We start from the raw sequence: 20,004 nt of genomic DNA on the forward strand, positions 1-20,004 counted from the left end.
ATTACTTGACGCTGACGAGCTTGATTTCGAACTGCACCGCGACGTTCGGCGGGAACGGCGTGCGCGGATCGGCACCATAGGCCTGATCCGGCGGCAGCGTCACTTCCCACTTGGAGCCGGCCGGCATCTGCAGCAGGGCTTCACGCATGGCCTTCATTTCGACTTCGCTGACCTTGATGCCCGGAATCTGCTGCGCCGGACGTGCTTCGGCCGGACGGGTGCCGAACGGGTACGGACCGGCCACTTCCAGCTGCACGGTGCTGGCCTGGGTCGGCTTGGCGCCCTTGCCGGCTTCGATCACGCGGTACTGCACGCCGCTCGGAAGCGACTGCACGCCGGCCTTGGCCTTGTTGGCGGCCAGGAACTGGGTGCTCTTGGTCTTGTTTTCGGCGGCAGCCTTGTCGTACTCAGCCTTGGCGGCCTGCGCACGACCCTGCTCACGCTTCTGGAAGGCTTCGACGGCGGGCTTCAACTGCTCGGCCGTGATCGACGGCTGCTTCTTGGCGTAGGCATCCTGCAGGCCCTTCACCACCGAGTTGATGTCCAGCTGCTCGCCGCGTGCGGTGAGTTCAGCCAGGTTGTTGCCGTAGTCGTAACCGAAGTAATAGCTCAGCTTGCCCTTTTCGGACGAAGTGTCCTGGGCGAAGGCATTGCCCGTCAGGGCCAGGGCCGCGACGGCGACCGCGATAGAACGCAACTTCATCAAACTTTTCTCCAGGGGTGGTAACTCAGGACGCGTTGGGCCGCCCTGAGGCGACGGGTTAGGATAGCCGCCGCAACGTTGAACCGCCACTAACGACGCAGGCTCTGACCTGACTTCGTTTCAAGAGTTCAACAATCACTTTTTTTTAACGTTTTCAGGAGTCCTGCCGTGGCCGACGCCCTTATCTCGATTATGGACGATGCTGCCGTGCGCACCGTGACGGTCAACCGCCCGGACAAACTCAACGCCCTGAACCGGGCGACCCTGGAAGCCCTGGATACCGCGTTCTCGGAGGCCGCCGCGAACCCGGCCGTGCGCGTGGTTGTGCTGACCGGCGCAGGTCCCAAGGCCTTCGTGGCCGGGGCCGACATCGCTGAAATGAACGGCCTGAGCGCGGTTCAGGGTCGTGATTTTTCCTTGGTCGGCCAGCAATTGATGCGCCGCATCGAACGCATGCCCAAGCCGGTGATCGCCAAGATCAACGGATTTGCGCTGGGCGGTGGGCTGGAACTGGCCATGGCCTGCCACCTGCGGGTGGCCGCGGAGACCGCCCGGATGGGGCAACCGGAGATCAATCTGGGCCTGATTCCTGGCTTTGGCGGCAGCCAGCGGCTGCTGCGCCTGTGCGGCCGCGCCGCCGCGCTGGAGCTGTGCCTGCTGGGCGCCCCGATCACCGCCGCGCGTGCCGCGCAACTGGGCATCGTCAATGAGGTGGTTCCGGCTGCGGAACTGGATGCCCGCGTGCGCGCACTGGCGTCGCAATTGGCCTCGGCCGCGCCTCTCGCGCTACGCGGCATCCTCGATGCGATCCATATCGGCGGCGAGTGTCCGCTGGGCGAAGGCCTGGAGTATGAAAGTGCGCAGTTCGGCCTGATGTTCGCCACCGAGGACATGCGCGAAGGCACCAGCGCGTTCCTGGCGCGCCGCCCGCCGGTGTTCCAGAACCGCTGAGCCATGTCGCCTTCCGAAACCGCTTCGCCGGCGCAGCTGCTGGCACTGATCCTCGATGATCAATGGGATGCCGCGCTGGCGGCTGGGCTGATGGACTACGTCCCGCAGCCGGGCGACGAGCAACTAGTGTCCGACCATCCCGAACTGCCCCTGCGCCTGCAGAATGCGCAGCAGCAGTTGCAGCGCGCCTGGGCCGCACGCGAGCGCTACCGCCAGCGCCAGCAGCGGCTCGCACGCCGCGCCGCCGAGCGCGATGCACGCCGCGCACCGCCCCCCACACCGGAGATCCAGAAACCCGCCCTGCCCTCGGCCGCTGCCGCGATCCTCGCGCGCGCCAAGGCCAAGGCCGCGGGCCGCACGTCCTGATGGCTACGATGAACAAACCCGCCGCACGCACCGCGCGCATGCCCAAGGCCGAGGTGATCGAAATGTTCACGCGCCTGCGCGAACTCAATCCGCACCCCAGGACCGAACTCGAGTACAGCTCGCCGTTCGAGCTGCTGGTAGCCGTCACGCTGTCCGCGCAGGCCACCGACGTGGGCGTGAACAAGGCCACGCGCAAACTGTTCCCGGTCGCCAATACCCCGCAGGCGATCCTCGCTCTCGGTGAAGACGGCTTGAAGAAGTACATCGCCACCATCGGTCTTTACAACGCCAAAGCGAAGAACGTGATTGCGGCCTGCGCGATGTTGGTGGAACAGCACGGCGGCGAAGTGCCGCGCGATCGCGCCGCGCTCGAGGCGCTGCCGGGTGTCGGTCGCAAGACTGCCAATGTCGTGCTCAACACCGCGTTCGGTGAACCGGTGATGGCGGTGGATACCCACATCTTCCGCGTTTCCAATCGCACCGGCCTGGCGCCGGGCAAGGACGTGCGTGCGGTGGAGGATCTGCTGGTCAAGGTGATCCCGGCCGAGTTCCTGCTCGACGCGCATCACTGGCTGATTCTGCATGGCCGTTACGTGTGCAAGGCACGCAAGCCGGACTGCCCGCAATGCGTGATCCGCGACCTGTGCCGTTTCAAGGAAAAGACCGCCGCCTGAACGGGGGGCGGACTGCCATATGGACGCAACCCGCCGGTCATCTGCGCCGGGCATCAATAGCAGCCCCTGACGCCGCTTGGGATGCGGGCGATGACGGTTTGTCCGAAACTGTCACATTTACGCAATCTTCACTAATTAGCCTGCGCAGCATCTTCCCACCTGCCTGCAAGGCTCCTTCCATGAAACTGCATCGCCAACTTCTTACTGCGGCCGTGGCGGCTGCGCTGTTCGTTCCGGCCGCTCACGCTGAAGTGGCCATTGATGTGATCGGCGGTTCGGAAATCACGTTCGAAGGCCTGGTCCAGGCTGACGGCAACTGGTTCGACAACGATGTGGCCGACCTCAACGGCGGCGATGCGGCCAACGGCAAGAACAGCGAATTCGAGCTGCGCCGTGCCGAGCTGGTGCTCAAGGGCAAGGGCCCGGGCAACGTGGAATGGGTGGTGGGCTACGACGCCAAGGCCGACAAGTTCCTGGACACCAACCTGAAGTACAAGCTGGCCGGCAACGCCAACCACTTCGTGCAGTTCGGCCAGTTCAAGCAGCCCAACAGCCTGGAAGAACTGTCCAGCACCAAAAACAACGACTTCATCTCCAAGGCCGCGGTCACCAACACCTACGCCGTGGCCCGTCGCCTCGGTGGTGCGTACAGCATCGGTGACAACAACTGGTCCGTCACCGCCAGCGCCTTCGGCCGCGAGCTGACCCGCAACCTCGCCCATGGCAGCGGCTACGGCGCGCGCGGCACCTGGGCCCCGATCAATGAAAAGGGCCAGGTCCTGCACTTCGGCCTGAGCTACGTCGACTACGACACCGACGCCGACACGTTGCGGGTGCGTGCCCGTCCGAACGCCGATCTGGCCACGGTGCGGCTGGTGGACAGCGGCAACCTGGTTGATACCGACCGCGTCAGCACGATCGGTGCCGAAGCGATGTACATCGGCGGCCCGTTCAAGGCCCAGGCCGAGTACTACACCAGCAAGGCCAAGCGTTACACCCGCGACAACTACACCAGCGACGGCTACTACGTCAGCGGCCTGTGGAACATCACCGGCGAAACCTGGGGTTACAAGGGCGGCACCCCGACCACCGGCCTGCCGGACGAGCCGGGTCGTGGCATGTGGCAGCTGGGTGCACGTTACGACCACATGGACCTCAACGACGGCAACCTGCGCGCGAACCCGGTGGCCGGTCGCGCGCCGATCGTCGATGGCGTGCTGGGCGGCAAGATGGACATCTGGACCGTGGGCGTGAACTACTACTGGCGCTCCAACACGAAGTTCGCGCTGAACTACGTGATGGTGGACAGCAAGAAGTACAGCTCCACCGCCCGTACCTTCGTCAACGACGACCCGAATATCCTCGAAGCGCGCCTGCAGTTCTTCTGGTAAGTCCTGCAACACGCGTGTGACACAAAGGCGCAGCTTCGGCTGCGCCTTTTTTCGTGCCCCATCGGGGGGGGCTACACCCATGCGCGGGTATGCTGGGGCGCCCTTTGCCCCCATGGATGGAACCTGATGCGTATCGCACTGTCGCTGTTGCTGGCCGCCGCCTGCGGTGCCGGCGCCCTGCCCGCCCAGGCGCAGGACTGTCATGATGCCCAGGCGGCCGCGCAGGAGGCCTACGTGGTGCGGGCGGACAATGCGCTGCCCGATCGCCCCGGCTACAGCCGTGACACTGCCGCCAGCGTCTGCCGGCGTTGGCCGGCACGCCCGGAGTTGACCCTGGTGGCCACGCCGGTCTGGCGCGACGGCGGCGACCACGACGCCCGCGATGGCGACGTGGAGGTGCTGGTGATCGACAGCGACACCCTCGCCACGCGCGCGTGGACGGTGCTGTCCGGCGCACTCGACAGCGACGCGGTCTTCTTCGACGGGATGCGCCTGGATACCGCGCGCTACCAGCTTGCGCCGGACACCCTCGCGTTCGGCCTGCGCGTGCAGCGGCGCAATGGTTCCGGGCCCAATCCTTTCAGCGAAGAACAGTTGCATCTGCTGGCGGTGCAGGCAGACACGCTGCGCACGCTTGGCCCACCGATGGTGCTGCGTCGTTTCCAGGCCGAGTGGGACACCCGCTGCGCGGGTGAATCCATCGACGTATCGCGCACCGTCGCCGTGGGGCCCACGGGCAGACACGGCTTGGCCGACCTCATCCTGCGCGAACGCCGGGTCACCACGCACAGCTGGATGGACGGCGAGCAGTGCCGCGACCAGGACACGCCGGTGGACGCACAGCGCCACGTGCTGCGTTATGACGGGCGCCGTTATGCGGTTCCGGAGGCCCTGCAGCCGTTGTGACGCGCATCCCAGGATGCATGTCACAAGGCAGTCATATGACAGTCGCTGCGCTGTCATCGAATGGTTATGGAATGAGCACCGGGCGGGACACCCCGCACCTTCATCCATCCCAGGAGCCACCCCGTGATCCACGCCTTCAAATCGCGCGCCGCCGTTGCCGTCCTCGCTGCGTCGTCCGTGTTCGCCGCCAATGCCGCCGATGTGACCGGCGCGGGCGCCTCGTTCATCTACCCGGTCATGTCCAAGTGGTCGGCCGACTACAGCACCGCGACCGGCAAGAAGGTCAACTACCAGTCCATCGGTTCCGGTGGTGGCATCGCCCAGATCAAGGCCGCGACCGTTGATTTCGGTTCCTCCGATGCCCCGCTGAAGCCGGAAGAACTGGCTGCGGCCGGTCTGGCCCAGTTCCCGTCGGTCATCGGCGGCGTGGTCCCGGTGATCAACGTGGCCGGCATCGCCCCGGGCGCGCTGAAGCTGGATGGCCCGACCCTGGGCAACATCTTCCTCGGCAAGATCAAGACCTGGAACGACCCGGCGATCGCCGCGCTGAACCCGGGCGTGAAGCTGCCCGACGGCAAGATCACCGTCGTGCACCGCTCGGACGGTTCGGGCACCACCTTCAACTTCGTCAACTACCTCTCCAAGGTCAACCCGGAGTGGAAGACCAAGGTCGGTGAAGGCACCTCGGTCCAGTGGCCGGTCGGCATCGGCGGCAAGGGCAACGAAGGCGTCGCCGCCTACGTGAAGCAGATCAAGGGCGGCATCGGCTACGTCGAACTGTCCTACGCACTGCAGAACAAGATGTCCTACGCTGCGATGAAGAACGCCTCGGGCAAGATCGTGCTGCCGAGCGACACCTCCTTCGCCGCCGCTGCCGCCAGCGCCGACTGGGCCAGCTCGAAGGACTTCTACCTGGTCATGACCAACGCCCCGGGCGCCGATGCGTGGCCGATCACCGCCACCAACTTCATCCTGGTCCGCAAGCAGCCCAAGAACGTCGCCAACGCCAAGGCCACCCAGGAATTCTTCCGCTGGATCTACAAGAGCGGCGATGCCCAGGCCAAGCAGCTCGACTACGTGCCGCTGCCGGACACCCTGGTCAAGCAGATCGAGACCTACTGGTCGCAGAACCTGAAGTATTGAGGAAGCCACCACCCACGGTGGTGAACTGGCGGTAGGTACCGACCCTTGGTCGGTACGCACAACGAGGCAATGGCGCCGGAGGGACCTCTCTCCCCCTTCCGGCGCCATCGGGCGCGGACCGCAAGGTTCCGCGCCTTTTTGTTGCCCGCCCCCGCACGCCTTCCCCTTGTGCCGCAAGGCTTTGCGTGCGCCCGGTCACGGCGTCATCAAGCTGTAACAAAAACATCATTTCATAGTCGCGTCGCCGGAAAGACCGGCTCTTATCCCGCTATGGAGTGACGCATGAAACTGCACACGGCCAGCATTGCCGCCCTTTCCCTGGCCATCGCGCTGGGCCTTTCCGCCTGCAAGCCAGGCGCTGAAGGCCAGGCCGCCGCGCCGGCCACCGACGCGCCAGCCGCTGCCCCGGCGGCTGGCGACCGCCTCACCGCCGAGATTTCCGGCGCCGGTGCATCCTTCATCTTCCCGCTGGTGTCCAAGTGGTCGGCCGACTACAACGCCGCCACCGGCGCCAAGATCAACTACCAGTCGATCGGTTCGGGTGGCGGCATCGCCCAGATCAAGGCCGGCACCGTTGACTTCGGTTCCTCCGACAAGCCGCTGAGCAGCGAAGAACTTGCCCAGGCCGGTCTTGGTCAGTTCCCGTCGGCCATCGGCGGCGTGGTCCCGGTGGTCAACATCGACGGCCTGGAAGCCGGCAAGCTGCGCCTGAGCGGCGCCCTGCTGGCCGACATTTTCCTGGGCAAGGTCAAGACCTGGAACGACCCGGCGATCGTCGCTGCCAACCCGGGCGTCAAACTGCCCGACGGCAAGATCACCCTGGTGCACCGTTCGGATGGCTCGGGCACCACCTTCAACTTCTCCAACTACCTGTCCAAGGTCAGCCCGGACTGGAAGAGCAAGGTCGGCGAAGGCACCTCGGTGCAGTGGCCGGACGGCGTGGGTGGCAAGGGCAATGAAGGCGTGGCCTCGTACGTGAAGCAGATCAAGGGCTCGATCGGCTACGTCGAGCTGGCCTACGCGCTGCAGAACGGCATGCCGTACGCCTCGATGCAGAACGCCGCCGGCAACTGGGTGCAGCCGAGCGCGGAAACCTTCGCCGCGGCAGCCGCCAGCGCCGACTGGGCCAGCGCCAAGGACTTCAACCTGGTCATCACCAATGCCCCGGGCGACCAGGCATGGCCGATCACCGCCACCAACTTCATGCTGATGCACAAGCAGCCCAAGGATGCCCAGCGCAGCAAGGACACCCTGGCGTTCTTCAAGTGGGCCTTCGAGAAGGGCCAGGCCCAGGCCAACGAACTGCACTACGTGCCGCTGCCGGCCGAGCTGGTCACCCAGATCGAGGCGTACTGGACCAGCGAGTTCAAGTGAACCAGGCAGGCCCGCGCCTGGCGCGGGCCTGACCGATCCTAGCGCCGGGCCCTGCCCGGCGGCACCACGCTCCGAACGTGATGCCGGGCATCGCCCGGCACTACCTCTTCTCTTCTCGGGCCCCCGCCTCAGCCATGAATGCCATCGCCCAGCCTGTTCCCGCACCGTCTCTTCGCGACCTGCGTGATGCCCGCAACGACAAACTGTTCCGTTGGGTACTGATCGCCACCGTCATCCTGGTGCTGGTCGCCCTGGCCTGCGCCGCGCTCTCGATGCTGTGGGGCGGCCGCCATGCCCTGCAGGAGCAGGGCCTGAGCTTCTTCTACTCCTCCGAATGGAATCCGGTCGAGAACAAATTCGGTGCGCTCGCACCGATCTACGGCACCCTGGTCACTGCCCTGATCGCGATGGTCATCGCTGTCCCGGTGAGCTTCGGTATCGCCTTCTTCCTGACCGAGGTCGCCCCGCGCTGGCTGCGTGGCCCGGTCGGTACCGCCATCGAACTGCTGGCCGGTATCCCCTCGATCATCTACGGCATGTGGGGCCTGTTCGTGCTGGTCCCGGTGATGACCGAGTACGTCACTCCGTTCCTCAATGATCACCTGGGCACGATGCCGATCATCGGCCCCTTGTTCCAGGGCCCGCCGCTGGGCATCGGTGTGCTCACCGCCGGCTTCGTGCTGGCGATCATGGTGATCCCCTTCATCTCCTCGGTGATGCGCGAAGTGTTCCTGACCGTGCCGACCCGCCTGAAGGAATCGGCGTATGCACTGGGTTCCACCAAGTGGGAAGTGAGCTGGGACATCGTGCTGCCCTACACCCGCTCGGCGGTGATCGGCGGCATCTTCCTCGGCCTCGGCCGCGCCCTGGGTGAAACCATGGCGGTGGCCTTCGTGATCGGCAACAGCGTACGCCTGTCGCCTTCGCTGCTCGAGCCGGGCACCACCATTGCCGCGCTGATCGCCAACGATTTCGGCGAAGCCACTGAAACCTACCGCTCGGCGCTGCTGCTGCTCGGCTTCGTCCTGTTCATCGTGACCTTCGTGGTGCTGGCGATCGCCCGCCTGATGCTGATGCGCCTGGCCCGCAAGGAGGGCAACTGATGTCCACCGCCAACGCTCAACCGTTGTACCTGCGCCGCCGCATCGTCAACGTGGTCGCGCTGCTGATGTCCTGCCTGACCGCATTGTTCGGCCTGTTCTTCCTCGGCTGGATCCTGTGGACGCTGGCTTCCAAGGGCCTGGCCGGCATCAATCTGGACCTGTTCACCAAGATGACACCGCCGCCGATGCAGGAAGGCGGCCTGGCCAATGCCTTCTTCGGCAGCGCTGTCATGTGTGGCCTGGCGATCGCGATCGGCACCCCGCTGGGCGTGCTGGCCGGCACCTGGCTGGCCGAGTACGGCAACTTCCGCAAGGCCGGCACGGTGGTGCGCTTCGTCAACGACATCCTGCTCTCGGCACCGTCGATCGTGCTGGGTCTGTTCGTCTACACCCTGTACGTGATGCAGACCGGCGGGCAGTTCTCCGCCTTCGCCGGTGCACTCTCGCTGGCCTTCATCGTGCTGCCGGTGGTGGTGCGTACCACCGATGAAATGCTGCGCCTGGTGCCTTCGCAGATGCGTGAAGCGGCCCTGTCGCTGGGCATCCCGCAGTGGAAGGTGACGGTGCAGGTGCTGTACCGCAGCGCCGCCGCCGGCATCGTGACCGGCATCCTGCTGGCCCTGGCCCGAATCTCCGGCGAGACCGCCCCGCTGCTGTTCACCGCCTTCGGCAACCAATACTGGAACAGCAACGTGTTCCAGCCGATGGCCTCGGTGCCGGTGGTGATGAACCAGTTCGCCGGCAGCCCGTACGAATCCTGGCAGGTGCTGGCCTGGGCCGGCGCGCTGGTGCTGACCGTGTTCGTGCTGCTGGTCAGCCTTTCCGCGCGCGGCATCCTGCTGCGCAACCGTATCTCCCATGACTGACCTTTCCACGGACATCGCCATGAACGATCTCTCCAACGCCGTGCCGATGCAGCGCATCGTGGTCCCGGCCTCGCATGAAAACCTGCACACCCCGGCGCCGATCAAGCTGGCCGCACGCGGGCTGGATTTCTACTACGACAAGTTCCATGCGCTGAAGGGCATCGACCTGGAGATTCCGGAAAAGCGCGTCACCGCGCTGATCGGTCCCTCCGGCTGCGGCAAGTCCACGCTGCTGCGCATCTTCAACCGCATCTATGCGCTGTACCCCAAGCTGGAAGCGCGCGGTGAAGTGTTGCTCGATGGTGAGAACATCCTCTCGCCGAAGTACCCGATGAACCGCCTGCGCAGCAAGGTCGGCATGGTGTTCCAGAAGCCGGTGCCGTTCCCGATGACCATCTTCGAGAACGTGGCCTACGGCATCCGCCACCACGAGAAGCTCTCCAAGTCGGAGATGACCGACCGCGTCGAGCAGGCTTTGCGCCAGGGCGCGCTGTGGGACGAGGTGAAGGACAAGCTCAACCAGAGCGCGCTGGGCCTGTCCGGTGGCCAGCAGCAGCGCCTGTGCATCGCCCGCGCCGTGGCCCTGCGCCCGGACGTGCTGCTGCTCGACGAGCCGACCTCGGCGCTGGACCCGATCTCCACCAGCCGCATCGAGCAGCTGGTCGAAGAGCTCAAGCACGATTACACCATCGTGATCGTCACCCACAACATGCAGCAGGCCGCGCGCGTGTCCGATTACACCGCCTTCATGTACCTGGGCGACCTGATCGAGCACGACCGCACCGAAGTGATCTTCTCGCAGCCCACCAAGCAGCAGACCGAAGACTACATCACCGGCCGCTTCGGCTGATTCCGGCCCACGAACCCTGGATAGAACAGCATGAGCATTCCCAACGACCACATCGTCAAGAGCTACGACGAAGAACAGCAGCGCCTGGTGGCCGAGATCGTGCGCATGGGCGAGATGGCCGTCGCCCAGCTCGAAGCGTCCATGGACGTCATCGAGAAGCGCGACGAGAACGCCGCCCAGCGCATCATCGCCAACGATGAAGCCATCGACCAGCTTGAGCAGCACATCAGCCACGACGTGATGCGCCTTGCGCTGCGCGGGCCGATGGCACGCGACCTGCGCGAAATCCTGGCCGGCCTGCGCATCCCGGCCGATATCGAACGCATCGGCGATTACGCGGCGAACGTGGCCAAGCGCTCGATCGCCCTGAGCAAGGTGCCGCCGCTGCCGCAGATCCAGGGGCTGCGCGCCCTGGGCCGGCTGGCCGCACAGCAGGTGCGCCGCGCGATCGAGGCCTACCGCGACAACGACGCCGCCGCGGCGCTGGAGCTGCGCGACGATGATGCCCGTCTGGATGCGCAGTACACCGCGCTGTTCCGCGAGCTGCTGACGTACATGATGGAAGACCCGCGCAACATCACCCCGTGCACGCACCTGTTGTTCATGGCCAAGAACCTGGAGCGCGTGGGCGACCATGCCACCAACATCGCCGAGAACGTGTGGTTCCTGGTGCATGGCGAGCAGGCGCTGCCGCCGCGCGAGAAGCGCGACGAGACGAGCAGTACCGATCACGTCTGAGCGCGTGCTTCAAAAACGGAAAGCAAAGCCGCTGCCTTCGGGTGGCGGCTTTTTTATTGCCGGGGCGTCCGGGCGCTTCGGGAATGACGCGCTGCACTTCACGAAACGTTGAATCCTGTGTGAGGATTCGATGAGCCGGGCCGGGCCACCATGGCCGCACCTGCTGCCCCCACGCAGCCATCCCGGGCCCCGGCCCATTCCAAGGAGATCCACTCGATGAGCACACCCACCCGATCGCTGTCGTTGTTGGCGGCCACCGCGCTGGCCGCGGGCCTGGGCGTCACCGCCTCGGCGTCCGCATTGAGCATGACCGACCTGGCCCAGGGCTACCTGGTGGCCGGCCAAGCGGCGAGCAAGGCGGCTGAAGGCAAGTGTGGCGAGGGCAAGTGCGGTGCGCATGCCGACAAGGCCGCTACCACCGCGGGCGGCAAGACCGCGACCGCCGGCGCCAAGGCGGCCGAAGGCAAGTGTGGGGAAGGCAAGTGCGGCGCCGACAAGGGCAAGGCCGCCGATGCGAAGGTCAAGGCCGCTGGTGACAAGAAAGCGGCGGAAGGCAAGTGCGGCGAAGGCAAGTGCGGTGCCAAGCACTGACGCACTCACCCCTGGCATGGGCCGGTCGCCGCTGCATGCGGCGGCGAGCGGCCTTGGCTTGCGTCGCGCCCTGCTGCAGGACCTGCGCGATGCGCCTGCCGGCGATGTCGACTTCCTTGAATGCGCGCCGGAAAACTGGATCGGCGTGGGTGGCCCGGCCGGTGATGCGCTGGCCGAGCTGGCCACGCGCCACCCGCTCACCTGCCATGGGCTGTCACTTTCGCTGGGCAGCACCGCGCCGCTGGATACCGTGCTGCTGGAACAGGTAGGACGCTTCCTGGCGCGGCACAGCGTGCCGCTGTACAGCGAGCACCTGAGCTACTGCAGCGATGACGGTCACCTCTACGACCTCCTGCCGATTCCCTTCACCGACGAAGCCGTACGCCATACCGCATCACGCATCGCCCGCGTGCAGGACCTGCTGGGCCGGCGCATCGCAGTGGAGAACGTGTCCTACTACCTCGCCCCGGAACCGGCCATGGACGAACTGGCCTTCACCAACGCCGTGCTGGCCGAGGCCGATTGCGATCTGCTGCTGGACGTCAACAACGTCTACGTCAACGCCTGCAACCACGGCTACGACGCCGATGCGTTCATCGCCGGGCTGCCCGCCGCGCGCATCGTCTGCCTGCATGTGGCCGGCCATCTGGACGAGGCGCCCGATCTGAAGATCGATACCCACGGCAGCGCGGTGATCGATCCGGTCTGGGACCTGCTCGCCCGCACCTATGCGCGCATCGGTGCCCGCCCGACGCTGCTGGAGCGTGATTTCAATTTCCCGCCATATGCCGAACTGCGCGGCGAACTGCAGCACATCCGCCAGCTGATGGCCGCTCATGCCGGGAACGGACATGACTGACACCCCGGCACGCCTGCACGCACAGCAGAGAGCGTTCACCGCGCATCTGCGGGACCCGGACCGTTTCGCCGCGCCCGACGGCATGGACCCGCGCCGGCTGGGCGTCTACCAGCGGTTGGTCTTCAACAACGTATTGGGCGTGATCGGCAACGGCTTCCCGGTCTGCGTGCAGTTGCTGGGGGACGCGGCATGGGCCACCCTGGTCCGGCGCTTCCTTGCCAGTCACCCGGCGCAGACGCCGTTGTTCACCGAACTGGCCGCCGAGTTCGTGCAGTGGTTGCAGCACCAGCCCACGCTGCCGCATCCGGCACTGGCCGAACTGGCCCATTACGAGTGGGTGGAAACGGCCCTCTACCAGTTGGACGCGCCCCCCTTCCCGTCCACACCCGGCCTGGACCCGATGCACGCGGCGCTGCAGCGCTCCCCCCTGGCCTGGCCACTGCTCTATCGCTGGCCGGTACACCGGCTCGGCACCGATGACGCGCCCGCGCAGCCCGGCCCCGAGCCGACCGGGCTGCTGGTCCGGCGCGAACCCGATGGACAGGTCCGCTTCGCCGCGGTCAGCCCGATGGCCGCGCAGCTGCTGGAGCTGATCGGTCAGCATCCCGGCAGTACCGGCACCACTTACCTGGAGCAGCTTGCGCAGGCGCACGGCATGGCGTCCGATGCGCTGCTCCTGCCCGGCGCCGCCCTACTGCGCCAGTTCCGCGACAGCGGCGTGATCGGGCCTGCTGCGCCCGTTTCCTGACCCCACCACCAAGGAAGTACCTCCATGAAGTCACTGCATCTGGTCGCCCTGCGCGACCGGCTGGATCGTCTCGGTCCGTGGTTGGCCCCGCTCGGCTTGCGCTTGCTGATGGGCTGGGAATATTTCGAATCCGGCCACGAAAAACTGCGCGGCCAGAACTGGTTCGAGGACCTGCAGCAGGCCTTCCCGTTTCCGTTCGACCAACTGCCGGCCACCCTCAACTGGCAGCTGGCCACCTGGTTCGAGCTGGTCGGCGCAGCCTGTCTGCTGTTGGGGCTGGGGACCCGCCTGGCGGCCAGCTGCCTGCTGGTGCTGACCGTGGTCGCCACCGCCGCGGTGCACTGGCCGATGCACTGGAATGGACTGGCCGAGCTGGCGATGGGCTATGTCATTACCGATCAGGGCTTTGGCAACTTCAAACTGCCACTACTGTTCATGGCCATGCTGCTGCCTCTGGCCGTGCAGGGTGCCGGCCCGTTGAGCCTGGATCAGCTGCTGCGCCGCGGGCGCGGGCGGTCGCCTGCCCTGGCCTGAGCGCGGGGGCGTACAGGCCGCTCTGCTAAACTGGCGCGATGACTGACGACCTCCCCCGCTCCGACGCGCCGGCAGCTGCCGACGCACCGCCCGCTGCTGCCCAACGCCTGATGGCGACCCGCTTCCGCGGCTTCCTGCCGGTGGTGGTGGACGTGGAGACAGGTGGTTTCGACTCCGATCGCCACGCCCTGCTGGAGATCGCCGCCGTTCCCATCGAGATGGACGACAACGGTCTGCTCTATCCCGGACAGACCGCCAGCGCCCACGTGGTGCCGGCCGACGGCCTTGAGATCGATCCGAAGTCGCTGGAGATCACCGGGATCATCCTGGATCACCCGTTCCGGCTGGCTAAGGTCGAGCGCGATGCGCTGGACCACATCTTCACCCCGATCCGGGCGGCGATGAAAAAGTACGGTTGCCAACGCGCGATCCTGGTCGGGCACAACGCCCACTTCGACCTGGGTTTCGTCAATGCCGCGGTCAATCGCACCGGGCACAAACGCAACCCGTTCCATCCCTTCAGTGTGTTCGACACGGTGACCCTGGGCGGTATCGCCTACGGCCAGACCGTGCTGGCACGTGCGGCCACGGCGGCCGGGCTGGGCTGGGATGCCGACGAGGCGCACAGTGCGGTGTACGACACCGAGCAGACCGCCAAGCTGTTCTGCAAGGTCGCCAACAGCTGGCCGCGTCCCTGAGGCCGCGCACCCGCGGCGCACGGTCGCCGGCTGGCGCGCAGATCGTCAACCGATAGCGGTCCTGTCGCGCCCTTCGCTTTTTGCCCGATACAGGGCGCGGTCGGCGCGCTGGTACAACAGCATCGGCGTGCGGTCGGCAGCATCCAGTTCGACAAGCCCCGCACTGAAGGTCACCTTCAGCCCCGCAATCCCTGCCCAGTCCGGATGATCGTGGAACAGCCCGCGCAGCCGCGCGCAGACCTGGGCCGCTTCATCCAGACGGGTGTCATTGAGCAGCAGCGCGAATTCTTCGCCACCGGTGCGTGCGGGCATATCCGAGTCCCGACAGGCCGAGGCCAGCAGCCGTGCCACTTCCACCAGCACCACATCGCCCACCGAATGACTGTGCCGGTCGTTCACTTCCTTGAAGTGATCGATGTCCAGCACCACCAGGCACAAGGGGTGGTGGCTGCGTTGTGAGCGCGCGAAATCGCGCGCCAGTGCCTCATCGAACGCACGCCGGTTCGGCAGCCCGGTCAAGGCATCTTCGCGCGCCTGGCGCTCGAACGCCTCGGCCTGGACCGCCAGGCGATCAGCCAGTTCGGTCTTCTCCTGGTTCAGGGCCTGCAGATTGACCGTCTGTGCCTGCAGATCCAGCGTGGCGTCCTGCACCAACCGCGCCAAGCGTACGTTGCTGGCCTTGTAGCGATTGATCAGGTAGCGGTACAGCGCGACCAGCCCGGCCAGCAACAGCAGCGCGGCGATCAGCTGCACGCTGTGCCGTTGCCACAGGAACGGTTCGACCGTGAATTCCCACACCGCTTCACTATCACTCCAGGCACCGCCGGGATGCGCGGCCGACACATGCAGGGTGTAATCGCCGGGCGGCAGGCCGATGAACTCCACACTGCGTTGCTGCCCGCGCTCGACCCAGCCCTTGTCCAAGCCCTCCAGACGCGTGCGGTAGCGGATACGCTCGGAGAGCAGATAGCTCAGCCCCACATAGCTCACGCTGAGACGTCGGCCCCCCGGGATGGTGTTGTGATTGCTGCCCTGCCAATGCAACGGCGCGCCATCGACCAGGACGCTTTCGATCACCGCCGGCGGCGCCAGGCGCTCGCGGAATCGCTGCAGGCGCAGGGGATCAACCGTGCTCAGACCGCCAGCCGTGACCACCCAGAACGTGCCGTCCTGGCACAGGATCGCCGAAGGCCCCGAGCTGCCATTGGCCTGTGAGTTGGCCATGCCGTCGATCTCGTTGTAGTGCTCCACCTCGACCCGTGCGGCGCGACCGTCGGCGACCGCGTTGAGCATGGCCATGTCGGTCCGCAGTACGCCGCGGTTGCTGCTGATCCAGACATTGCCCACGCGATCGGGAATCAGCTGGAAGACCGTATCCACCGGCATGCCCTGCTCCAGGCCGACCCGCGCCAGCGTGCCTTCCTGGTAGCGGTACAGCCCGCGATCGGTGCTGATCCACATCGCATCGCCGATCTGCTGGAACCCGAACACACTGCGGCCTCCGCCCAGTGCCTCCAGATCGATCGCCTGCACACGGTTGCCGCGCAGTACACGGATGCCCTCGATGGTGCCGATCCACAGTGCGCCCTCGGCATCGTGGGCCAACGCGGTGGTCAGGCCGGTGGGCATGCCGGGAATGGCCACCGGCTCGGCCTTGTCCGCAACGATGCGTACCACGCCCTTCTGGGTGCCGGCCCAGATCACCCCGTCGCGGTCGATGCTGATCGCGCGGATGTTGCCGCCGAGCAGCCCGTCGGCGCTGCCATACGTACGTCGCTGCTGTCCGTTCTCGCCGACCCGGAAGATGCCGTCGCCGAAAGTGCCCACCCACAGGTCGCCGTTGCGGTCCTGGGCCAGGCTCAGCACCGAGGGGCTCTTGCCGACGTTGTTGCGCAGTGGCACCGGAATGAACGTCCCTTGGGCATCGCGACGGTCAAGGCCGCGTGCACTGCCGATCCAGAGCTGCCGTTGGCGATCCTCGAAAACGGTGCGCACGTAATCGCCACTGAGTCCGTCGCGCTCGGTGAAGCTGCTGAACAGGGTTTCGCGCAGGCGGTACAACCCACCATTGGCCCCCACCCAGATACTGCCTTCGGCATCCTCACGCAGGCTGACCACCCGCCCGCCGGGTAGCGACAGCCCGGCCGGCAGCCGCTCCAGTCCATGCCGCGACAAGCGCAGCAGGCCCTGGTTCTCGGTACCCAGCCACAGGTCACCATGCCGGTCCTGCAGCATCGCGGTGATATGGGTCACGCCGGGCAGACGGTGCTGCAACTGCGGCACGCCATCCTGCATGCGATAGATGCGCTCGCCGGCGACCACCCACATCACCCCATCCGGGGCGCGATAGGGCCAGACCAGACCACGGCCCAGCCCGAAGCTCTCCGGCGCCCGGCGCAGGACACCATCGTTGTCACGCACAACCAGTCCATCCAACGTACCGACCCAGACCCGGTCCTGGGCATCCACGACCAGTTTGGTGAAGCTCATCGCCAGCGGCACGTCGGCCGGTGGCGGTTGGTAGTCGATGCGGCCGTCCGGGCCAAGGCTGGCGATCCCCTTGCCTTCGTACAGCAGCCAAAGACGCCCATGGCTGTCCATCTGCATCGCCTGGATCAACACCTGCGGTGTATCGGCGCGGTGCTCCCAGACCTGCCAGCGCCCGTCCGCGCCGCGCCGGGTCACGTTGCCACGCGAATCACTGATCCACAGCCCACCACTACGGTCGACCAGCAGCCCGCCTACCCCGTTGTCGCGCAGGCCCGGCGTGGTACTGCGGTCGAAGACGGTGAAATCCAGGCCGTTGTAGCGGACCAACCCTTCCCAGGTGGCGAACCACAGGTGGCCCTCCGGGGTCTGCGCGATATCGCGCAGTGAGTTGTGCGGCAGGCCGTTGCGGGAGGTCCACACGTCGATGGCGTAATCGCGCAACGGCGGTGGGCCGTCCTGCGCCGACAGCGACCACGGCAGCGCGCACAGCAGCAACAGCCACAGTGCGGCCGCCTGCAGGGTTGGCATGCCTGGAATACTCAGTTGTACCGGCCGCCACCGGATCCTGCCCCCCCGCTCGCTCATCCGTGTGGATCAGCCTTGGGCAGGTGCCGTGTGCATGGGGGGAACGGCCGTGCACCAGCGCGATGGCTGGCAGAGTCGTACGCTCTCATGGGGGAGACGCTGGAAAGAGACGCCCATAGTAGGCAAAACCGGGCGCCTTGGGGGAGCTGGACTCAGCCCCCGCGCGGCCCCGCCGCTGCACGTGCCGGTGAGGACCAGCGCACGATCGCCTCCAGCCCCCCTTGGGGATGATTGCGCAGGTGCAGCGTCGCCCCGTCCTTTTCGGCCAGTGCGCGGGCGATGGTCAGCCCGAGCCCAGCGCCGCCGGTCTGGCGCGAGCGCGAGGTTTCCAGCCGCACGAACGGATCGAAGACCGCGTCCAGCTCGTCCTCGGCCAGGCCAGGACCACCGTCGCGGATGCGCACCACCACGTCCTGCCCGGCCTGCTCCACCCGCACCCGCGCGGTCTGGCCGTACATCACTGCGTTGTCGACCAGGTTGGAGAACAGGCGATGCATGGCCAGTGGCCGCAGCATCAGCACTGCGCCGCTGGGCTGTTCAAAGTGCACATCGGCGCCGGCCTCGACGGCGTCCTCGACGATGCTCTCCAGCAGCGAGTCCAGATCCAGCGCGGCGCGCTGCTCGGCGCTCTCTGCGCTGCGTGCCAGCTCCAGTCCCTCGCGGATCAGTGCCTGCATCGCCCCCAGATCGCCGATCAGACGCTCGCGCAGGGCTTCATCGGTGACGTTCTCCAAGCGCAGCCGCAACCGGGTCACCGGGGTCTGCAGGTCATGGGTGATCGCCGCCAGCATCTGGGTGCGCTCGCCGAGGTGGCGCTGCAGGCGTTTCTGCATGGCGTTGAACGCTTCGGCGGCGCGGCGCACTTCCAGCGGACCAGTCACCGGCATCGGCGCGCCCTGCAGGTCATCGCCCAGCGCCGCGGCGGCATCGGCCAACCGCTGCAGCGGCGCACTGGCCATGCGCGCCACGATATACGCCAGGATCGCGATCGCGATCACCAGCAGGGTCAGGAACAGCGGGTCGACGGCGAGCACACCGTTGTGTGCGACGGCCGGGGAATCCAGCGCCAGCCGCAGCGGCGTGCCGTCGGTCAGCTGCAGGGTCACCACGCGGCACTTGGGCGGGATGAAGGCCGGGTCGCGCTCACGCGGCGGATGCCGCATCTTTTCCTTGTCGCGCGGCGGCGGCGGCAGCAGTTCGGGCAGCCGCGGCAGACAGGAACGGAACGAGGTGAAGGCGACCTGGCTGCTGGCGACGGGGCCGGGCCGGTCATCCAGGATTTCCATCAGCGCGGCATCAGGCCGGCCGATGCGCGCGCCCTCAGGGAGTTGGCGCACGCTCGGCCCACCGCTGCCGAGCAGCCGCTCGCGCAGCTCCGGGTTGCCATCGAGCAGGTTCACGAACCCCTGCAGGCGGTCGGCGATGCGGTTGAGGTTCTGCCGTTCGAACTCCTGCTGGCGCTTGGTGCTGGCCAGCATGGTGGCACCGACCGCGGCCACGCTCATGCCCAGCAGCAGGATGACGAACAGCCGCCCGACCATCGAGGCGAAAAAGCGCCGCAGGCGGTTCATTCCAGGGTCACCGCCGCAGCGAGTACATAGCCTTCGTTGCGCACGGTCTTGATGAGACCGTCGCTGCCGCCGTCATCGGCCAGCTTGTTGCGCAACCGGCTGACCTGCAGATCGATGGCGCGGTCCTGCGACTCGTAATTGCGGCCACTGCTCAGCGACACCAGCTGCTCGCGCGAGAGCACCTTGTTGGCGTGGCCGACGAACACGCGCAGCAGGCGGAACTCCGCGCCGGACAACACCACCACGCGCCCATCGGGATCGACCAGATGGCGATGTTCGAGATCGAAGATCCAGCTGGAGAATCGTGCACGGCGGATCGCCAGCGGCTCGAGGTTGGCCGGCAGCGCCTCGGTACGGCGCAGCACGTTGCGGATGCGGGCGAGCAGTTCGCGCGGTTCGAACGGCTTGGCCAGATAGTCGTCGGCGCCCATTTCCAACCCCAGCACGCGATCGATCGGCTCGCTGCGCGCGGTGAGCATGATCACCGGCGTGCTCGAGCGCGCGCGCAGGTCGCGGCACAGGGTCAGGCCGTCTTCGCGCGGCAGGTTGAGGTCGAGCACGATCAGATCGACGTGCTCGCGCTCCAGCAACTGGCGCATGCCATTGCCGTCGCCGGCAGTGCTGACCAGGTAACCGGCGCGGCCCAGCTGCTCGGCGAGCAGCTGGCGGATATCGTTGTCGTCATCGACGATCAGCAGTCTGTGCATGCTGTTGGCTGTCTCCATGCAGTGATCATCCCCTGTCGGGAGCTGAACCGCATCTCCTGGTTTGCGTACGTCTGTTTCAAAGGGTGATGCAGATACACAACGAAATGCGCTGTGGCCCGCAGGGATACATCTTGGTACACGGCGAGCATTGAGCCG

General features: G+C 66.5%; 20 protein-coding genes. 16 read left to right on the plus strand and 4 right to left on the minus strand.

The genetic code is table 11. The features are described 5' to 3' along the window. Nucleotide 1 precedes the first annotated feature (1 nt). Entirely contained in the window at nt 2-703 is a 702-nt protein-coding gene (locus AC13F7_RS07925) for an FKBP-type peptidyl-prolyl cis-trans isomerase N-terminal domain-containing protein (RefSeq protein WP_019185884.1), read from the minus strand. Between the two features lie 192 nt (nt 704-895). On the opposite strand from AC13F7_RS07925, the gene AC13F7_RS07930 reads away from it, so the two are divergent. The 16 genes from AC13F7_RS07930 to rnt all read left to right on the plus strand — a co-directional run bounded on the left by AC13F7_RS07930 (nt 896) and on the right by rnt (nt 14,495). After that, nucleotides 896-1,654 carry an enoyl-CoA hydratase/isomerase family protein gene (locus tag AC13F7_RS07930; protein ID WP_481470809.1) on the plus strand — a complete coding sequence of 253 codons (759 nt, stop codon included), beginning with the start codon at nt 896-898 and terminating at the stop codon, nt 1,652-1,654. Between the two features lie 3 nt (nt 1,655-1,657). Continuing rightward, nucleotides 1,658-2,020 carry a hypothetical protein gene (locus tag AC13F7_RS07935; protein ID WP_482999787.1) on the plus strand — a complete coding sequence of 121 codons (363 nt, stop codon included), beginning with the start codon at nt 1,658-1,660 and terminating at the stop codon, nt 2,018-2,020. After that, nucleotides 2,020-2,694, plus strand: a complete 675-nt coding sequence (gene nth, locus AC13F7_RS07940; RefSeq protein ID WP_482999788.1) for an endonuclease III — start codon at nt 2,020-2,022, stop codon at nt 2,692-2,694. The genes AC13F7_RS07935 and nth overlap by 1 nt, the downstream gene beginning before the upstream one ends. Before the next feature lie 179 nt (nt 2,695-2,873). After that, complete coding sequence (locus AC13F7_RS07945) at nt 2,874-4,085, plus strand: OprO/OprP family phosphate-selective porin (RefSeq protein ID WP_482999789.1); 1,212 nt, start codon at nt 2,874-2,876, stop codon at nt 4,083-4,085. A 126-nt stretch (nt 4,086-4,211) separates the two neighbouring features. After that, nucleotides 4,212-4,991 carry a PA3715 family protein gene (locus AC13F7_RS07950; RefSeq protein ID WP_482999790.1) on the plus strand — a complete coding sequence of 260 codons (780 nt, stop codon included), beginning with the start codon at nt 4,212-4,214 and terminating at the stop codon, nt 4,989-4,991. Nucleotides 4,992-5,114: 123 nt separating this feature from the next. Beyond that, entirely contained in the window at nt 5,115-6,134 is a 1,020-nt protein-coding gene (gene pstS / locus AC13F7_RS07955; protein WP_046272026.1) for a phosphate ABC transporter substrate-binding protein PstS, read from the plus strand. 282 nt (nt 6,135-6,416) lie between these two features. Further along, on the plus strand, nt 6,417-7,508 hold the full coding sequence (gene pstS, locus AC13F7_RS07960; RefSeq protein ID WP_070471809.1) for a phosphate ABC transporter substrate-binding protein PstS: 1,092 nt from the start codon (nt 6,417-6,419) through the stop codon (nt 7,506-7,508). A gap of 134 nt (nt 7,509-7,642) precedes the next feature. After that, on the plus strand, nt 7,643-8,611 hold the full coding sequence (gene pstC / locus AC13F7_RS07965; protein WP_176989925.1) for a phosphate ABC transporter permease subunit PstC: 969 nt from the start codon (nt 7,643-7,645) through the stop codon (nt 8,609-8,611). Then, a complete protein-coding gene (pstA, locus tag AC13F7_RS07970) occupies nt 8,611-9,477 on the plus strand; it encodes a phosphate ABC transporter permease PstA (RefSeq protein WP_019185893.1) in 867 nt (288 codons plus the stop codon). The genes pstC and pstA overlap by 1 nt, the downstream gene beginning before the upstream one ends. Nucleotides 9,478-9,496: 19 nt before the next feature. After that, complete coding sequence (pstB, locus tag AC13F7_RS07975; protein ID WP_483000118.1) at nt 9,497-10,327, plus strand: phosphate ABC transporter ATP-binding protein PstB; 831 nt, start codon at nt 9,497-9,499, stop codon at nt 10,325-10,327. A gap of 30 nt (nt 10,328-10,357) precedes the next feature. Then, on the plus strand, nt 10,358-11,065 hold the full coding sequence (gene phoU / locus AC13F7_RS07980; RefSeq protein ID WP_070471813.1) for a phosphate signaling complex protein PhoU: 708 nt from the start codon (nt 10,358-10,360) through the stop codon (nt 11,063-11,065). 216 nt (nt 11,066-11,281) lie between these two features. Beyond that, on the plus strand, nt 11,282-11,656 hold the full coding sequence (locus AC13F7_RS07985) for an HvfA family oxazolone/thioamide-modified RiPP metallophore (protein WP_481470466.1): 375 nt from the start codon (nt 11,282-11,284) through the stop codon (nt 11,654-11,656). A 16-nt stretch (nt 11,657-11,672) separates the two neighbouring features. Next, nucleotides 11,673-12,515: an HvfB family MNIO-type RiPP peptide maturase gene (locus AC13F7_RS07990; protein WP_483000120.1), complete on the plus strand. Its 843-nt coding sequence runs from the start codon at nt 11,673-11,675 to the stop codon at nt 12,513-12,515. Further along, nucleotides 12,508-13,263, plus strand: a complete 756-nt coding sequence (locus AC13F7_RS07995; protein ID WP_482999791.1) for an HvfC family RiPP maturation protein — start codon at nt 12,508-12,510, stop codon at nt 13,261-13,263. The genes AC13F7_RS07990 and AC13F7_RS07995 overlap by 8 nt, the downstream gene beginning before the upstream one ends. 24 nt (nt 13,264-13,287) lie before the next feature. Further along, entirely contained in the window at nt 13,288-13,797 is a 510-nt protein-coding gene (locus tag AC13F7_RS08000; protein ID WP_481470464.1) for an HvfX family Cu-binding RiPP maturation protein, read from the plus strand. A 110-nt stretch (nt 13,798-13,907) separates the two neighbouring features. Next, entirely contained in the window at nt 13,908-14,495 is a 588-nt protein-coding gene (rnt, locus tag AC13F7_RS08005; protein ID WP_481470485.1) for a ribonuclease T, read from the plus strand. A 45-nt stretch (nt 14,496-14,540) separates the two neighbouring features. Here the strand turns inward: rnt and AC13F7_RS08010 are convergent, their stop codons facing one another. The 3 genes from AC13F7_RS08010 to AC13F7_RS08020 all read right to left on the minus strand — a co-directional run bounded on the left by AC13F7_RS08010 (nt 14,541) and on the right by AC13F7_RS08020 (nt 19,866). Then, the gene (locus AC13F7_RS08010) at nt 14,541-17,513 is read right to left on the minus strand and encodes a two-component regulator propeller domain-containing protein (RefSeq protein WP_482999792.1); all 2,973 of its coding nucleotides are present in this window, start codon (nt 17,511-17,513) and stop codon (nt 14,541-14,543) included. A gap of 209 nt (nt 17,514-17,722) precedes the next feature. Continuing rightward, nucleotides 17,723-19,141, minus strand: a complete 1,419-nt coding sequence (locus tag AC13F7_RS08015; RefSeq protein ID WP_481470462.1) for an ATP-binding protein — start codon at nt 19,139-19,141, stop codon at nt 17,723-17,725. Continuing rightward, on the minus strand, nt 19,138-19,866 hold the full coding sequence (locus AC13F7_RS08020; RefSeq protein WP_123728792.1) for a response regulator: 729 nt from the start codon (nt 19,864-19,866) through the stop codon (nt 19,138-19,140). The genes AC13F7_RS08015 and AC13F7_RS08020 overlap by 4 nt, the downstream gene beginning before the upstream one ends. Between the last annotated feature and the right edge of the window lie 138 nt (nt 19,867-20,004).

The sequence above is a fragment of the Stenotrophomonas sp. K-6 genome, from assembly GCF_056861555.1.

Bases quoted from the DNA above. Each gene is read 5' to 3' on its own strand.
- AC13F7_RS07925 (WP_019185884.1), bottom strand. From the start codon at position 703: ATGAAGTTGCGTTCTATCGCGGTCGCCGTCGCGGCCCTGGCCCTGACG.
- AC13F7_RS07930 (WP_481470809.1), top strand. From the start codon at position 896: ATGGACGATGCTGCCGTGCGCACCGTGACGGTCAACCGCCCGGACAAA.
- AC13F7_RS07935 (WP_482999787.1), top strand. From the start codon at position 1,658: ATGTCGCCTTCCGAAACCGCTTCGCCGGCGCAGCTGCTGGCACTGATC.
- nth (WP_482999788.1), top strand. From the start codon at position 2,020: ATGGCTACGATGAACAAACCCGCCGCACGCACCGCGCGCATGCCCAAG.
- AC13F7_RS07945 (WP_482999789.1), top strand. From the start codon at position 2,874: ATGAAACTGCATCGCCAACTTCTTACTGCGGCCGTGGCGGCTGCGCTG.
- AC13F7_RS07950 (WP_482999790.1), top strand. From the start codon at position 4,212: ATGCGTATCGCACTGTCGCTGTTGCTGGCCGCCGCCTGCGGTGCCGGC.
- pstS (WP_070471809.1), top strand. From the start codon at position 6,417: ATGAAACTGCACACGGCCAGCATTGCCGCCCTTTCCCTGGCCATCGCG.
- pstC (WP_176989925.1), top strand. From the start codon at position 7,643: ATGAATGCCATCGCCCAGCCTGTTCCCGCACCGTCTCTTCGCGACCTG.
- pstA (WP_019185893.1), top strand. From the start codon at position 8,611: ATGTCCACCGCCAACGCTCAACCGTTGTACCTGCGCCGCCGCATCGTC.
- pstB (WP_483000118.1), top strand. From the start codon at position 9,497: ATGAACGATCTCTCCAACGCCGTGCCGATGCAGCGCATCGTGGTCCCG.
- phoU (WP_070471813.1), top strand. From the start codon at position 10,358: ATGAGCATTCCCAACGACCACATCGTCAAGAGCTACGACGAAGAACAG.
- AC13F7_RS07985 (WP_481470466.1), top strand. From the start codon at position 11,282: ATGAGCACACCCACCCGATCGCTGTCGTTGTTGGCGGCCACCGCGCTG.
- AC13F7_RS07990 (WP_483000120.1), top strand. From the start codon at position 11,673: ATGGGCCGGTCGCCGCTGCATGCGGCGGCGAGCGGCCTTGGCTTGCGT.
- AC13F7_RS07995 (WP_482999791.1), top strand. From the start codon at position 12,508: ATGACTGACACCCCGGCACGCCTGCACGCACAGCAGAGAGCGTTCACC.
- AC13F7_RS08000 (WP_481470464.1), top strand. From the start codon at position 13,288: ATGAAGTCACTGCATCTGGTCGCCCTGCGCGACCGGCTGGATCGTCTC.
- rnt (WP_481470485.1), top strand. From the start codon at position 13,908: ATGGCGACCCGCTTCCGCGGCTTCCTGCCGGTGGTGGTGGACGTGGAG.
- AC13F7_RS08010 (WP_482999792.1), bottom strand. From the start codon at position 17,513: ATGCCAACCCTGCAGGCGGCCGCACTGTGGCTGTTGCTGCTGTGCGCG.
- AC13F7_RS08015 (WP_481470462.1), bottom strand. From the start codon at position 19,141: ATGAACCGCCTGCGGCGCTTTTTCGCCTCGATGGTCGGGCGGCTGTTC.
- AC13F7_RS08020 (WP_123728792.1), bottom strand. From the start codon at position 19,866: ATGGAGACAGCCAACAGCATGCACAGACTGCTGATCGTCGATGACGAC.